Genomic DNA, 15,700 nt, shown 5'->3' on the forward strand with positions numbered 1-15,700 from the left:
CTCAAGAATCCTTCTGCTTCGTCCAGATCGCGGCAGCCGCCATCGACAAACCGCGGCGGACCGCTTCATCCGCATCGACCGGCCTTGCGGTCATCGACAGCGCCTCGAAAGCCAGCCGGTACAACACCGCGAGCCGTCCCGCGGCAATCAGCATGACACCCGCTTGCGGCATGGTGCCGGAGAGCCCTGCCGCCAGCTCGACACCGATCAACGTGCCCGACAGCGTCTCGCGCGCCGCGGCCGGCGTGCCGCCGAACAGAAGTTGTCGCGACCGCGCGCCGAACAGGAGATTGGCCGCGAAGGCCGGCGCCTCGTACGCGGCCTTCACTGCCGCTCTGAAGCTTGCGACATCCTCGGCGTCGTCTGCGCCGGCGACCGCGAGCGACAGGATCGTCTCGCGCGAGACAGCACTGAACAGCTCCCCGGTCATGAAGGTGGAGAAATGCGCGACCGTGCCGTCCTTCACGCGAACCCATTTCGAATGCGTGCCGGGCATGCAGACCAGCGTCTCGCCCGCGGCATCGAGGCCGAGCGCGCCGAGCAGCTGCGTCTCCTCGCCGCGCATGACGTCCGGCGCCTTCGGGTCGCGCTGCGCGACGCCCGGCAGGATCCGGATGTCGCGCGTCTCGCCTGGCACGCGGACGGCCTGCTTCAGAACGGCAGAGAGCGGAGCCGGCGTGTCGACATAGCCGGCCTCGACCCAGCCGGTGCGGGCACCGGCCATGCCGCAGACGAGCACCGGCAGATGATCCGGCGCCTCGACCGCCGCGAGATGCGATCGCAGCACCGCCGGGAACCCGGCCTTCGCCGCGGCCAGCATGCCCTCGCCGCTGCGGCGCTCGGCCAGCACCTGGCCGGCGCCATCGATCAGCCAGAGCCGGAAGCTGCTGGTGCCCCAGTCCACCGCGACATAAGCGGGTTCGGTCATGTCAGGTCTCGTTCTCGTCTCACGGCTGAGACGCCGTCTCGCGACAAATGAGACGATGTCTTGCAGGCTCCCGTCGAGATACCGGCTATTGCGCAGGCAAACCAGCGCTTTCTCTTCGATTCGAAGTCCCGCCGCGCTGGCACACCGCTTGCTGAAGACTGGTCGTTCAACGCCGTCAACGCGCGACAAGACGCGTCAACATCAGATGAGGAAACCCATGGAGATCGGCTATTTCACGATGCCTTCGCATCCGCCGGAGTGCGGCCTGAAGGAAGGGAACGACTGGGACCTGCAAGTCATGCGTTGGCTCGACGAGCTCGGCTATCAGGAAGCCTGGGTCGGCGAGCACCACACCGCGCCTTGGGAACCCAATCCCACGCCCGACCTCCTGATCGCGCAGGCGCTGATGCAGACGAAAAAGCTTCGCATCGGGCCGGGCGGCTTTCTCTTGCCCTATCATCATCCGGCCGAGCTCGCCAACCGCGTCGCCATGCTGGACCATCTCTCCGAGGGCCGGCTGAATTTCGGCGTCGCGGCTTCGGGGCTCCCGAGCGACTGGGCGATGTTCAACGTCGACGGCATGAGCGGGCAGAACCGCGACATGACGCGCGAGGCTCTGGAGATCATCCTGAAGCTGTGGTCCGATCCCGCGCCATTCACCTACAAGGGCAAGTTCTGGACGGTGACCAAGCCGGACACGATGTTCGACTTCCTGAAACCCCACATCAAACCGTTGCAGGCGCCGCATCCGCCGATCGGCGTCGCCGGGCTGTCGAAGAACTCGGACACGCTGAAGCTCGCCGGTGAGCGCGGCTTCATCCCGATGAGCCTCAATCTCAACCCGGCCTATGTCTCCAGCCATTGGGACTCCGTCGAGCTCGGTGCTGCCAAGACCGGCCGTAAGCCGAACCGGCAGGACTGGCGGCTGGTGCGCGAGGTGTTCGTTGCCGACACCGATGAAGAGGCCTGGAAGCTCTCGACCGGCGACATGATGGGCCGGATGATGAGCGAGTACTTCCTGCCGCTGCTCGGCCATTTCGGCTTCAAGGACTATCTGAAGCACACGCCCGACGTGCCCGACAGCGACGTCACGGTCGAATATTGCGCCAAGCGGAACTGGATCGTCGGCTCGCCGGCGACGGTCGCCGAGAAGATCGAAAAGATCTACGACGAGGTCGGCGGCTTCGGCGTGCTCCTGGTGTTCGGCTTCGACTACAAGCACAAGGCCGAGGCCTGGCACCATTCGCTCTCGCTGCTGAAGAACGAGGTGATGCCGCGTCTTGCGCATCTCGGCTCGGCGAAGAAGGCGGCTTGACGCTCAGCGGGTGCGGCGCGATCGTGCCGCACCCGCATTCATTTCGGAGATTTCGGCGTGACGGTCGATGCCAAGGACTTCAAGCAGGCGATGCGCCAATGCGCCGGCGCCGTCGCTTTGGTGACGGTGGGCGCCGAGCACGGCAAGCGCACGGGCCTGACGGTGACCTCGGCCTGCTCGCTGTCGGACACGCCACCCTCGCTGATCGTCTGCGTCAACCGCAACGCCAGCGCCCACGCGCGCATCCGCGAGGAAGGCGCGTTTGCGATCAACTTCCTGCACGAGGATCATGCGCTGCTCGCGCTCACCTTCAGCGGCCAGAAGGGCGTCAACGGCGACGACCGTTTCGCCTTCGGGCAGTGGAGGCGGGGCGTGACGGGCGCACCGGTCCTGACCGACGCGGTCGCCGCGTTCGACTGCACGTTGGCGCAGGAATTCGAGACCAGGACGCATTCGATCTTCGTGGGCGAGGTGCGTGACGTCTCGCATTCGGCCATGGCGACGCCGCTCGTGTACTTGCGCAGCAACTTCCATACGCCGCGGGAGATGCGCGAGGGCGTGACGATCGGCGACCTCGACGCGCGGCATCTGAGCTGGACGGATTTCTCCTAGGTAGTCGATGCACCGGCAACGCGATATGTCTCCCTGGCCCGCAAGCGGGTAGATGAAGCCAGCGGCTCGTTCCGTTACTGCGCTGTCTCGATCTTCAGCTGCTTGATCTTCCGATACAGCGTCGCACGGCTCAGCTGCAACGCGCGCGCTGCTTCCGTCACGCGACCGCCATGCTTGCGCAAAGCTTCCAAGATCGTCCCACGTTCGGCGGCCGCGAGATCGGCCTCCGCCGCCCGTCCACCGAACGGCGGCAGATCGAGATCTGCATCCGTGATGACACCGTCTTCCGCGGTGCAGCCGGCGAGCCGCAGCACGTGGCGAAGCTGGCGCATGTTGCCGGGGAACGGATAGGCCGCGAGCTGCGACCAGGCCTCGTCCGACAGACGACAATTCGGCGCCTCCTCGCGCGCGATCTGGCAAATGACATCGTCGCGGTCGGCGCGCTCGCGCAGCGCCGGCAGCCGCACCTCGATGCCGCGCAGGCGGAAATAGAGATCGGCGCGGAAGGCGCCCTGCTCCGCCATGCGGCCGAGGTCGCGATGTGTGGCGCTGATCAGGCGGATGTCGACGGCGACGGGCTTGAGCGCGCCGAGCGGCCAGACCTCGCGGTTTTCCAGAACGCGCAACAGGCGCGTCTGCAAGCCGATCGGCATGTCGCCGATCTCGTCGAGGAACAGCGTGCCGCGATCGGCCTGCACGATCAGACCCTTCGAACCGTCGCGCCGGGCGCCGGTGAAGGCGCCGGCCTCGTAGCCGAACAGTTCGGCGTCGATCAGACTCTCCGGCATCGCCGCGCAATTCAGCGCGACGTAATTGTTGCGCGCACGGTGGCTCGCCGCATGAATGGCGCGCGCGAAGACGTCCTTGCCGACGCCGGTCTCGCCATGCAGCAGCACCGGCAGATTGTGATCCCCGATGCGCCTGAGCCGGTTCACGCTCTTGATCAGGCCGGGATCGCGGCCGGCGAGCCGCTGCAGCGCATCGAAGCGATCGACTGGCGCGTCGCGGCGCGGCGCGAGCGGACGCCCCCTCCTGCGCAGCGGCGGCGCGACATGGCCCTGGCCCAGGGCGCTGCCGTCGGCACGGCGCAGCCGAACGACATCCTCCGCGCCACCTTCGGCCTGATGCTCGAACTCGATGTAGCGCGACAGATCAATACCGGCGGCGATCATGCCGTCGGTGAGGCCCAGCAGTGCACGCGCGGAACGGCAGGCACCGATGATGCGACGGTCGTCGTCATAGGCGATGAGGCCGCTGCCGCCGTCGCCGGGCACGGTGGCGATCCAGGCGTTGTGGAAATGGCCACGGAAGATCGCGCCCTCCATCCGCCGCGTCGCCTCCATGGTCACAGCCAGCGCAAGCTGGTGCGCGGTACGTTCGAGATCCTCCCGGCAGGAAGTGATGTTCACCGCACCTGCCAGACGCCCGGCCTGGTCGAACAGCGGCGCCACGGCACAGGAGAACATGTGCCACTGCGCGCGAAAATGCTCGTCGCGATGCACCAGGATCGGCTTCTCCTCCGCGAGCGCGGTCCCCAGCCCATTGGTGCCCTCGAAGGTCTCGGCGAAGTTCGAGCCGGTGTAGATCTTCCAGTCCAGAAACATCTTGGCATCGGCTTCGCCCGGGAGCCGGCTGAACAGCATGGTCGCGTTCGCATCCGCGAGATTGACGCAGTAGCCGGCGTCACGCAGCACACGGGCGAGATCGTCGAGCTCGGGCATTGCGAGCCTGATCATCTGCTCCATCGGCTCGGCGGCGTGCCGGATCTCGGCTTCGGTCAGCGTCTGTGGCGGACCCTGGCGGGCCGGATCGAGCTTGTGACTGACCAGGCAGCGCCGCCAGGAACTGGCGATCCGCGACGAGGCATCGACGTCGGCCAAGCGGTCTGTGACCTGATTGGCGACGGACAAGACACGGGCGACATGGTTCGAGGCCGAAAGGCTGGCCATCGCGGACGTCTCCACCCTGTATTATTGTGCAAAGTCTGGCACCACGGGGCGGGATGTCAATCGGGAACCGGGAACGGGAATGGAGGAGGCACACTGCCTCGACGCCGTCATGGCCGGGCTTCGTCCCGGCCATCCACGTATTGCCGCGACTGCGAAAGAACGTGGATGCCCGGGACAAGCCAGGACAAGCCCGCGCATGACGACGTGGATATAGATTGCCTCAGGCGACTCAAAATTGCTGCACCGCCCTCACCACGTGTCGATGCACGGCCGCTTCTTCGCCGTCCTCGGCTCGGGCTTCGGCACCGATCGCAGGCCCGCCATGATCCATCGCCGGGTCTCGGCGGGGTCGATGACGTTGTCGATCTCGAACACGGAGGCGATCGAGACCGCCTTGCCATTGGCATAGAGCTCGGCGACCTTGTTGCGGTAGTAGGTCTCGCGCTCCCCGGGGTCGGCGATCGCTTCCATCTCCTTGCGGAAGCCGAGGCGGACATAGCCTTCGAGGCCCATGCCGCCGAACTCGCCGGTCGGCCAGGCCGCGGTGAAGAACGAGGCATGGAAGCCACCGCCGATCATGGACTGCGCCCCGAGCCCATAGCCCTTGCGCAGCACGATGCCGAACAGCGGCACGGTGAGGCTCGCGCCCGTGACGAACATGCGCGAGACGTGGCGCACGATCGCGGTCTTCTCGGCCTCCGGACCGACCATGAAGCCGGGCGTGTCGCAGAGCGAGACGATCGGCAGATCGAAGGCGTCGCAGAGCTGGAGGAAGCGCGCGGCCTTGTCGCCGGCATCGGCATCGATCGCGCCGCCGAGATGGCGCGGATTGTTGGCGATCAGGCCGAACGGCTTGCCCTCGATACGGATTAGCGCGGTGATCATGCCGACGCCGTAGTCGCGGCGCAGCTCCAGCACGGAATCCTTGTCGGCGACGAGGTCGATCACGCTGCGGATGTCGTAGACGCGCAGCCGGTTCTCGGGGATCGCGCGGCGGAGCAGGCGCTGGTCGGCGGCTTCCCAATCCGTAACCGCCCCCTGGAAATAGGACAGGTACTTCTGCGCGACGGACGTCGCTTCCTCCTCGTCCTCGACCAGGATGTCGATCACGCCGTTCGGTGACTGGAACGACACAGGGCCGACCTCGGCCGGATGATAGACGCCGAGCCCGCCGCCCTCGATCATGGCCGGGCCGCCCATGCCGATCGAGGCGTTCTTGGTGGCGATGATGACGTCGCAGCAGCCGAGCATCGCGGCATTGCCGGCGAAGCAATAGCCGGAGACCACGCCAACCACCGGCACGAGGCCGGATAGCCTCGCGAACTGCACGAAGGACGGACCGTCGAGCCCGGTCATGCCGAGCCGGTCGGTATCGCCGGGCCGGCCGCCGCCGCCTTCGGCATAGAACACCAGCGGCACGCGCCAATCTTCCGCCAGCGTCAGCATGCGGTCGATCTTCTTGTGGTTCATGTGGCCCTGCGTGCCCGCGAGCACGGTGTAATCATAGGCCAGGACGATGCAGCGGCCGCCCTCGGGGCCGAATTTCCCGGCATTCACGGTGGCGACGCCCATGACGAGGCCGTCGGCCGGCGTATTCTTGATGAGGTCGTCGAGCTTGCGCCGGCGGCGCTGTGCCGCAATCGCAAGGCTGCCGTACTCCATGAACGAGCCGTCGTCGACGAGCTGGGCAACGTTCTCGCGCGCGGTGCGCTGGTTGGTGTTGCGGCGGCGCTCGACCGAGGCCGGACGGTTCTCGTCGAGCGTATTGGCCTGGCGCGCGATCAGCTCGGCGAGATCGGGACGGATGTGGTCGAGATCGACATCGGCTTCCGCCGCCGTGCTGTCAGCCGCAACATCAAGCGGCTCGAGATAGAGGATCGGCTCGCCATGCATCAGCGTGGCCCCGTCACCGGCAAGAAGCTTCGTGACCCGGCCGCCCTGCTCGGCCATGACCAGATGCTCCATCTTCATGGACTCGATCACGGCCAGCTGCTGGCCGGGGCGCACGATCTCGCCTTCCTTCACCCGGATGGTGACGATGGTTCCTTGCAGGGGCGCTGCCACCATCACCGCCCCTTCGGGTACGGCTTGCGTGACGTGCGACTCCGCGCCGGGAACGCCACTTCGCTCGGTCGCAGCGAAATAGAGCGGCTTTGCCGCGCCTTCGGCCGCCCCGACGAGCTTGCCGATGTTGCGGTCGATGAAATCGGTCGCGATGCGGTTGATCCTGAAATCGGGATGCGCGAGCACCGCCTGGAGGAAAGCGATGTTGGTGACGACGCCGTCGATCCGGAATTCGCGCAGGGCCCGCGAAGCTTTCGCGACCACGTCGTGCCAGGCCTCGCCCGGGGTATGGACGATGACCTTGGCCAGCAGCGAATCGAAGGCCGCGCTGGTCTTGTAGCCGGCATAGCCAAAGCTATCGACGCGCACGCCCGGGCCCGACGGCGGCTCGAACACGGCAAGCACGCCGCCGGTCGGATGGGTCGCCCCCGTCTCGTCCAGGGTCTCCATGTTGACGCGAAGCTGCATGGCATAGCCGCGCGGCTTCGGGATCGATCCCTGCGCAAACCCAAGCGCGGCCAGCGTGCTGCCCGCGGCGACCGCGAGCTGGGCGCGGACGAGGTCGAGCCCGAGCACCTCTTCGGTCACGGTGTGCTCGACCTGGAGCCGGGGATTGGCCTCGATGAAGGCAAAGCTGTCCTCGGCCGTGCCGTCGACCAGGAACTCGAAGGTGCCGAGATTGTCGTAAGAAGCCGCCGCCGCAAGCTGCTTCGCCGCTTCGATGATGCGGCCGCGCAAGGCGTCGCTCAGCGAGGGGCTCGGCGCCACCTCGATCAGCTTCTGGTGACGGCGCTGGATGGTGCATTCGCGCTCCCAGAGATGGGAGATCGCACCATGGCGGTCGCCGATGATCTGCACCTCGATGTGGCGCGCCTGCCGGATCAGCCGCTCGGCATAGACGCCGTCGAAGCCGAACGCCGCCCTGGCCTCGGACTGGCAGCGCGCATAGGCTTCCGCGAGATCGGGCGCGTTCTCCACCACGCGCATGCCGCGACCGCCGCCGCCGGCCATCGCCTTGATCACGATCGCCGCGTTGCTGCCGAGCGACGCGAGAAAGGCCGTGATCTCCTCGAGACTCGACGGGCCGCTGGTGCCGGCGATGATGGGGACGCCGCAACGCTTTGCCAGTTGCCGCGCCGCGACCTTGTCGCCGAACAGTTCGAGCGCTGTCGCCTTGGGGCCGACGAAAGTGATCCCTGCGTCGGAGCAGGCCCTTGCGAAGGCCGCGTTCTCGCTGAGAAAGCCATAGCCGGGATGCACGGCATCACAGTCCACCGCTTTGGCCGCCTTCACCACGGCGTCGATATCGAGATAGGCCCGCGCCCCCCGGCCGGGAATTTCGATCGCCTCGTCGGCAACGCGCACATGCAGCGACAGCGCATCGTCCGCAGGATGGATCGCGACCGTCGCGATGCCGGCATCGGCTGCCGCGCGCGCGATGCGAATGGCGATCTCGCCGCGATTGGCGATCAGGAGCTTCTTGAACGACATGATCTCTCTCACTCAGACAGCAGCAGGCAGGCTTGGATTAAGGTCCTGCTTCTTCACTTTACCCGTAGCCGTCAGCGGCAGCGCTTCGATAATGCGTATCTCGGGGACCTTGTAGACGGCCATGCGCTCGGCGCACCAGCTGCGCAGGTCTTCCGCAGAGACGGTGCCGGCCGCGTCCGGCTTGAGCTGGACAAAGGCAACCGGCACCTGCCCCTTGTCGGGATCGTCGCGGCCAACCACGCCCGAGCCCAGCACCTTCGGATGCTGCCCGAGCAGTGCCTCGATCTCCGGCGGAAACACGCTCATGCCCTTGACCTTCAGCATTTCCTTGCGGCGGCCGAGGAAGTGCAGGAAACCATCCTTGTCGATGGTGCCGATGTCGCCGGTGCGCAACCAGCCATCGATCAGAGACTCCGCGGTCGCCTCCGGCTTGTTCCAGTAGCTCTTGAGCAGCGACGGCGTGCGTACGCGGATCTCGCCTTCCGCACCCAGAGGCAACAGCGCACCGGTCTCGAAATCGGTGACCTTGAACTCGGCACCGGGGACCGGCAGCCCGACGAAGATCGGCTGGTTGTTGAGGTCGAAATCGTCGTCCTGGAAGCCGGCCGTGAAGGTGTTGGAGGTATGGGTTTCCGTCATTCCCCAGGCCGCCTCCATCAGGATCGTGCCGGTGAGATCCTTCCAGCGCTTGCGATAGTCGGCATTGAGCTTCTTGACGAAGGAGACCACGCGCACCTGCTTCAAGGACGACAGGTCGAACTCGCTCCAGCGCGGATGGTCCATCAGCTCAACGGCGCCGTCGACCGGCATCGCGATGATCGTGACCTTGTACTTGTCGATCGCGGCCATCGCGCCGACGGCGTCCCAGCGTGCGAGCAGCACCAGCGTCGCGCCGGAGAACAGCGGGAAGATCAAACCGAAATTCTCGCCCGCGATCCAGAATTCCGGGAAGAACGACAGGAACACGCTGCTCTCGTCGGACAGGACCGAGATGCCGTAATTGGCCGCGGCCGTGTAGACCATGTCGCGATGGGTGTGGACGCAGCCCTTGGGCATGCCGGTGGTGCCGCCGGTGTAATTGAGCGCGGCGACATCATCGAGGCCGGGCGGCGGTAGCGGCACAGGAGTCGACAACGCAGCGAGCGCCGGCAACAGATCGGTCGCGCCCGGGACGGCGACGCGCGGCGCACGGATCGAGTCTGGCGCTGGAAATGCCGGCGTTGGCGGCATGACATCGGCAAAGCTGGTGACGATGATCTCGCGCAGCCGCACCTCGCCCCTGACCTGCCCGACGACCGGCATGAGCTGGTCCAGCGCGACGATCACTTCCACTTGGGTATCGTTCAGCTCGTAGGACAGCTCGAACGCGCGCGAGAGCGGGCTGACTGGAACGTGGATCGCGCCGAGCTTCAGGATACCGAAAAACACGATGTGGAATTGCGGGCAGTTCGGCAGGAAGACGGCGACGCGGTCGCCCTTGCGCACGCCCTTGGCCTGCAACAGCGCCGCGAAGCGGTCGCTCTGCCGGTCGAGCTCCGCATAGGTGGTGACGTGACCGTAGAAGATCACCGCTGGACGCTCCGGACTCCGCTTCGCCCAGGCGCGCAGATATTCCGTTAGGGGAACTTCGCCGTGCAGATAGTTGGGCGAGCGCGGCATGCCCTTCGGCCAGGCCTTGTCCCACAACCCGCGCAAGGCGGCGAGGTAGTCCTTTTCGTCGAGGCCTGCACTCATGGCGTCTTTCCCCTGCTGCTTTTTCTTGTCGCGAGAGACGCAACGTGCCGTCACGCGACCACGTTACACGTCGAGCACGGCAGAGTTCATGTCAAGGAAAACAGTTTTCCGCAGCACGGCCGATGCCGCGGCGCGGAAAAACCAGACGTTACGCCCCGACGAGGCGAATGATCCGCCGCACGGCTGACGTGATCGGTGCGATGACCGGCACGGTGAAGATCGGCTGAAGCGCGCCTGCTGTTTCACCGAGCGGACCGCCGCCGATGATCACCGCCTCCGCGCCGTCCTGCGCAATGCAAGCCTCGACCGCGCCGGCCAGAGCGATGCGCAACAGCGATGGATCACGCATCAACTCATGCGGATCGCCTTCGGCAAAGCGTGTGCCGGTATAGTGCGATCGCAATCCCAGCGTATCAGGCAGTGCATCGATCTTCGCCTTCAGCAGTGGCGTCGTGGTCGCCACGCCGAAGCGTCGGCCGTTCTCCGCCGCTTCCAGCATCGAGGACTCGCCGATGCCGACGGCGGGCAATTTCGTCGTCACCTTGATCCCGGCGAGACCGGGATCGCCGAATGCCGCGACGATCATGCCGTCGCACTCGCCGCTGCGGGCACGCGCGATCTCCTCGACCTCCGGCGCTGCTGCCTCCAGTGCATCCGCCGAGACGATCATCGCGGGCGCACGCGTTGCCGTGGTACCGACAATGTCGAAGCCATCCGCGGCTGCAGACTTGGCAATCGCCACCATCATCGCGGTGGTCGCCTCATTGCTGTTCGGATTGATCAGAAGGATGCGGCGGCCCGCCATGCTATCCGCCCGCCCGCGCCCGCGCGCCGATCTCCAGGAAGATCGCGGTGAGCTCGTCAACCTCGTCCTCGCCTTCCTTCGGCCGGATGCGCTGCTCCATCTCCTCGATGTGATGACGCATGGCATGGACCGCGCCGGCCTTGTCGCGGGCGAGGATCAGCGCGCCGATGTCGGGATGGGCATCGGGCGAGCAATCCGGCTCGCCCGGCTGCTCGAAGGTCGCGATCGCCAGCGATGTCCGCAGCATCAGCTCGCGCGACATTTCCAGCAACACGCGGTTGCCGGCGAGCCTGGCGACCAGGATATGGAACTCGGCCGTCAGCGACAGCGAGGCCCAGCGGTCATTGCGATCGTGACGCGCCTCGCGCTCCATATGCGCCTTCAGCTCCGCCTTGCCGGCTTTGTCCAGCCGGTCGACCGCGGCGCTGACCGCTGCGGTCTCGATGATCCGGCGCGCGGCAAAGATGTCCTGAGCCTCCGCCCAGCTCGGCCGGTACACGAAGGCGCCGCGGTTGGGGATCTGCATCACCACCTTGCGCGAGGCGAGATGGGACAAGGCCTGGCGGATGTGAATCCGCGTGGTACCGAAGGCCGCGGCGAGCTTGTCCTCGCCGAGCTTGGCGCCCGGTTTGAGCCGCTTCTGGCTGATCGCGGTCAGGATGCCCTGGACCACCGGATCGTCGTCGATGCTGCGCGGATCCGCGGCCTCCGGCTCCCTGAGTTTCGGCTCGGACCGCTTCAGCTTGCGCTTGGGGGGACGGGTTCGCTTCATGCGTCGCTTTTACAGGATTCTGGAATGCTGCCGGAGCCCATTTTTTATACAAACTGTCGGATATTCTGTTTACAATATAGCCGTGCAATTGGCGCCAATATTTGGCGCCTAAAAATTATCACAACGCTGGCAAGGCCTTAGCGAATGAGGCGCGCTGGCACGGCGATTGCTAACTCCCCTCGCGCAGGACAACGCGAAGGATGGAGCTGGCGTTGAGCGATGGACGCGGACTCTCGCTGGATTTGAAAGGCATCGGCCACGCCTTCGGCGCGACCGTTGCGCTGGACGAGATCGATCTCACCGTTGCAGCCGGTGAGTTGATCGCCCTCCTCGGTCCGTCCGGCTGCGGCAAGACCACGATGCTCCAGATCATCGCGGGCTTCCTGCGCCCGTCGCGGGGCGAGGTGCGCTTCGACGGCGCGCGGGTCGAGCATATTCCGGCCAACCGCCGCCGCATCGGCATGGTGTTTCAGAACTATGCGCTGTTTCCGCATCTGACCGTGTTCGAAAACGTCGCCTACGGCCTGCGGGCGCGCAAGACGGCGAAGGACGTGGTGGCGGCGAAGGTCGAACAGATGCTCGGCCTGGCCCAGATGGCGTCGTTCGCGCGAAGGCTGCCCGGAGAGCTCTCCGGCGGACAGCAGCAACGCGTCGCGCTGGCGCGGGCGCTTGCGATCGATCCGGGCCTCGTCCTGCTCGACGAGCCGTTCTCGGCGCTCGACAAAAATCTGCGCCTCGACATGCAGATCGAGATCAAGAGCCTGCTGAAGTCCTTTGGCGTCACCTCCATCATCGTCACGCACGACCAGGAGGAGGCGCTTTCGATGGCCGACCGCATCGTCGTACTGAACAAGGGACGCATCGAGCAGATCGACAGCCCGGACGCGCTCTACGACCGACCGGCAAGCCTGTTCATATCGAGCTTCATCGGCCACACCAATCTCCTGCGCGGCACCGTCACCGACGCCGATCGCGTGCAGCTGGACGCCGGGCCCGAGATCGATCTCGGCCGTTCGGCTCAGCGCAGGCGCGGCACGCTGGTGACGATCTCGGTCCGGCCTGAAAACATCACGTTCGGCGCCGAACGGCCCGGCGCCATCCCCGTCACGATCCGCGCCACCGTGCCGCTCGGCGCCGTCAGCGTCACCGAGGGCGTCACCGCGAGCGGCGAAGCCGTGAAGGTCAGCCAGGCCCGCGCCGCCGGCCTCGCGAAGGCGCAGGCGGGTGAGACGGCCTGGCTCGCGATCTCCGATGTGTCGCGCGTCAGCATCTTCAGCACGCCAGTCGACGACGTTTCCAAGCATCAGCAAAGGAGTGTTTGACATGAGCCTATCCCGGAGATCGCTGCTCACCACAGGTTCGGCCGCGCTTGCGGCAGCTGGTCTCGGATGGCCGACATCATCGCGCGCGGCGCCCTCGATCGTGGCGACGACCTATCCCGGCAGTTTCGACGAAGCCTTCCGCGCGGTGGTCGGGCCGGCCTTCAAGAAGTCCAGCGACGGCGGCGTCACCTTTACGCCCCTGCTCGGCGTCGATCAGATCGGCAAGATCCAGGCATCGCGCAACACGCCCCCCTTCGACGTCGTGCTGTTCGACGAGGGGCCGCTGATCCCGGCGATCGCGAGCGGCGTGCTGGAGAAATTTCCGGTCGAGCAGTCGAAGTCATATGCCGATATCCCCAGCGTATTCCGCCATCCCGACGGCTACGCCCCTGTCATCACCGCGCAATTGATCGGCATCGCCTACAATCCGAAGAAGATCACGACGCCGCCGACCTCGTGGGAGGATCTGTGGAAACCGGAATACAAGGGCCGCGTCGGCATCACCGGTCTGGGGTCGAGCCTCGGCACCGCCTTCATGGTCGAGATCGCGAAGCTCAACGGCGGTTCCGAGACCAATATCGAGCCGGCCTTCGAGGCCATGAAGAAGCTGCTGCCCAACGTCGGTGCGATCGCGGCGTCGCCCGGCGCGCTGGCTGCGCTGTTCCAGCAGGGCGAGATCGATATCGCCTTCAATTTCTGGAACAACGTGGCGCTGCTCGCCGCCAAGGGCGTCGACATCGCCTTCGCCAAGCCGAAATCCGGCGCGGTCGTGATCCGCACCAGCGCCCAGATCGTCAAGAACAACCAGGATCCGAAGGCGGTGCTGGACTATCTCGACACGGTGATGTCGGCCGAAACCCAGAAAGGCCTCGAGGCGGCGCCCTGGATGATGATGCCGACCAACGGCAAGGTGGCGCTGACCGGCGCCAATCTCACCGTCGCCAAGAGCCTCGACGACCTCATTGCCAGCAATGTGCTGCTCGACTGGACCAAGTTCCAGCCGCTGCGCGGCGAATGGATAACCCGCTTCAGCAAGGAGGTGAAGATCTAAATGACGCCGGCGAGCACGACTGCATCACGACAAATGCTGCCGGTGATCCCACTGGCGGCGTTGTTCCTGGCCGCCTTCGTGCTGCCACTGATCGCACTTGTCGCGATCAGTCTGTTCCGCACGCCGCAGTTCGCAGAGCTGTCGCTGGCGCAATATCTGCGCTTCTTCTCGGAGCCGTTCAGCATCAAGGTGCTGACGGACACGCTTTGGCTAGGGACGGAGGTCGCATTGGCGACGCTGATCCTCGCCTACCCTCTCGCACTTGTTTACGCCGCGAGCGGCCAGCTCATGCGTACCCTGATCACGTTCCTGATCATGCTGCCGCTCCTGACCAGTACGGTGGTGCGCACCTTCGCCTGGATCGTGCTCCTCGGCCGCGACGGCATCATCAACACGACGATGCTGTCGCTCGGGCTCTGGCAGACCCCGGCTCGCTTGCTTTACACCTGGGAGGGCATGGTTCTGGCGCTGACCCAGATCCAGCTCCCTCTGATGGCGTTGCCTGTCATCAACAGCCTGCTGCGGCTCGACGGCAATCTGACGCGAGCGGCTGAAGGTTTGGGCGCAAGCCGTGCCCGCGTCTTCATCACCATCATCCTGCCGCTGACACTGCCGGGCGCCATCGCCGGCTGGCTGCTCGTCTTCGCTGCCGCTGCGACCGCCTTCATCACCCAGACGCTGATCGGCGGCGGGCGCATTATCCTGATGCCCTCCTATATCTACCAACAGGCGGTCGGCGTGCAGGACTGGCCGTTCTCGGCGGCGCTGTCGCTGATCTTCACGCTGGCCGTGACCGGCATCGTCTTTGCCACCGGTGCGCTGTCGCGCCGCTATGTGCGAGGCGTCGATGCAGCGTAGCCTCATTGATCGTGCCTATTCCGGCATCATTGGTGCCATCACCGGCTGCGGGATGCTGCTGCTGCTGGCACCGACGCTGGTCGTGCTGATCATTTCCTTCACCGGCGGCATCACGCTGAAATTCCCGCCGCCGAGCTGGTCACTGCGCTGGTATGTCGAGCTGCTGCAATCGCAGGAAATCGTCGAGCCCGCGTTGACGAGTCTCAAGGTCGCAGCGGCGGCGACGATTCTTTCTGCAGTGCTGGGCGGCGCGGCCGCACTCGGACTGGCACGGAGCCGATTGAAGATCGCGCGCGTCCTTGACGCCCTGTTCATGTCGCCGATGGTCCTGCCGGCGATGGCCTTCGGCCTGTCGCTGCTGCTGGTCTTCAACCTGCTCGGCGTCCGCCTGTCGGCGGCGACGCTGGTGCTCGGCCACACCATCATCTGCGTGCCATTCGTGATCCGGATGGTCAGCGCCTCGGTGCAGCAGCTCAATCCGGTGCTGATCACCTGCTCGCTCAGCCTGGGCGCCAGCCGCTGGTACACCTTCCGGCGCATCACGCTGCCGCTGATCCGCCGTGGCATGGTCGCGAGCTGCTTCGTCGCGTTCCTCACCTCCTTCGACAATGTTCCGGTGTCGCTGTTCCTCGCCGATGCCCGCACCGAAGTCCTGCCGATCAAGCTGTGGGCGATCCTCGAAGGCAGCCTGGACGTGCGCGTCGCCGCCGTCTCCGGCGTGATCGTGCTGCTGACCCTTGCCGGCCTCGTCTGCGCCGAAATCTTCGGCGGCGTCAGCCGCCAGATCGGCAGCCGCTGA

Annotated in this window: 12 protein-coding genes; 6 read left to right on the forward strand and 6 right to left on the reverse strand. The window is 65.9% G+C overall.

Annotation, left to right across the window (positions count from 1 at the left end):
* Position 1 precedes the first annotated feature (1 nt).
* A complete protein-coding gene (locus EDE08_RS11485) occupies positions 2–928 on the reverse strand; it encodes a 2-dehydro-3-deoxygalactonokinase (protein ID WP_131869308.1) in 927 nt (308 codons plus the stop codon).
* 217 nt (positions 929–1,145) lie between these two features.
* Here EDE08_RS11485 and EDE08_RS11490 point away from each other — a divergent pair, with 217 nt between their 5' ends.
* Complete coding sequence (locus EDE08_RS11490; protein ID WP_131869435.1) at positions 1,146–2,243, forward strand: LLM class flavin-dependent oxidoreductase; 1,098 nt, start codon at positions 1,146–1,148, stop codon at positions 2,241–2,243.
* 57 nt (positions 2,244–2,300) lie between these two features.
* On the forward strand, positions 2,301–2,855 hold the full coding sequence (locus tag EDE08_RS11495) for a flavin reductase family protein (protein WP_131869307.1): 555 nt from the start codon (positions 2,301–2,303) through the stop codon (positions 2,853–2,855).
* A gap of 74 nt (positions 2,856–2,929) precedes the next feature.
* On the opposite strand, the gene EDE08_RS11500 is transcribed toward EDE08_RS11495, so the two are convergent.
* From EDE08_RS11500 to EDE08_RS11520, 5 genes are all read right to left on the reverse strand, one after another.
* Complete coding sequence (locus EDE08_RS11500; protein ID WP_165935869.1) at positions 2,930–4,804, reverse strand: sigma-54-dependent Fis family transcriptional regulator; 1,875 nt, start codon at positions 4,802–4,804, stop codon at positions 2,930–2,932.
* Positions 4,805–5,053: 249 nt separating this feature from the next.
* Positions 5,054–8,359, reverse strand: a complete 3,306-nt coding sequence (locus EDE08_RS11505; protein ID WP_165935870.1) for an acetyl-CoA carboxylase family protein — start codon at positions 8,357–8,359, stop codon at positions 5,054–5,056.
* 12 nt (positions 8,360–8,371) lie between these two features.
* Positions 8,372–10,093 (reverse strand): AMP-binding protein, encoded by a 1,722-nt coding sequence (locus EDE08_RS11510; protein ID WP_131869304.1) that lies wholly within the window; start codon positions 10,091–10,093, stop codon positions 8,372–8,374.
* 148 nt (positions 10,094–10,241) lie between these two features.
* Positions 10,242–10,898: an aspartate/glutamate racemase family protein gene (locus EDE08_RS11515; protein WP_131869303.1), complete on the reverse strand. Its 657-nt coding sequence runs from the start codon at positions 10,896–10,898 to the stop codon at positions 10,242–10,244.
* Between the two features lies 1 nt (position 10,899).
* Positions 10,900–11,670, reverse strand: coding sequence for a GntR family transcriptional regulator (locus tag EDE08_RS11520; protein ID WP_131869302.1), 771 nt, complete (start codon positions 11,668–11,670; stop codon positions 10,900–10,902).
* A 200-nt stretch (positions 11,671–11,870) separates the two neighbouring features.
* Between EDE08_RS11520 and EDE08_RS11525 the strand changes: the two genes are divergently transcribed.
* The 4 genes from EDE08_RS11525 to EDE08_RS11540 are packed head-to-tail and all read left to right on the forward strand — an operon-like array spanning position 11,871 to position 15,700.
* A complete protein-coding gene (locus EDE08_RS11525; RefSeq protein ID WP_131869301.1) occupies positions 11,871–12,992 on the forward strand; it encodes an ABC transporter ATP-binding protein in 1,122 nt (373 codons plus the stop codon).
* Position 12,993: 1 nt separating this feature from the next.
* Positions 12,994–14,043 (forward strand): ABC transporter substrate-binding protein, encoded by a 1,050-nt coding sequence (locus EDE08_RS11530; protein ID WP_131869300.1) that lies wholly within the window; start codon positions 12,994–12,996, stop codon positions 14,041–14,043.
* Complete coding sequence (locus EDE08_RS11535) at positions 14,044–14,901, forward strand: ABC transporter permease (RefSeq protein WP_131869299.1); 858 nt, start codon at positions 14,044–14,046, stop codon at positions 14,899–14,901.
* Positions 14,891–15,700 (forward strand): ABC transporter permease, encoded by an 810-nt coding sequence (locus EDE08_RS11540; protein WP_131869298.1) that lies wholly within the window; start codon positions 14,891–14,893, stop codon positions 15,698–15,700. Before EDE08_RS11535 ends, EDE08_RS11540 begins: the two co-directional genes overlap by 11 nt.

It is taken from the genome of Bradyrhizobium sp. R2.2-H (assembly GCF_004346455.1).
GTDB lineage: Bacteria > Pseudomonadota > Alphaproteobacteria > Rhizobiales > Xanthobacteraceae > Bradyrhizobium > Bradyrhizobium diversitatis.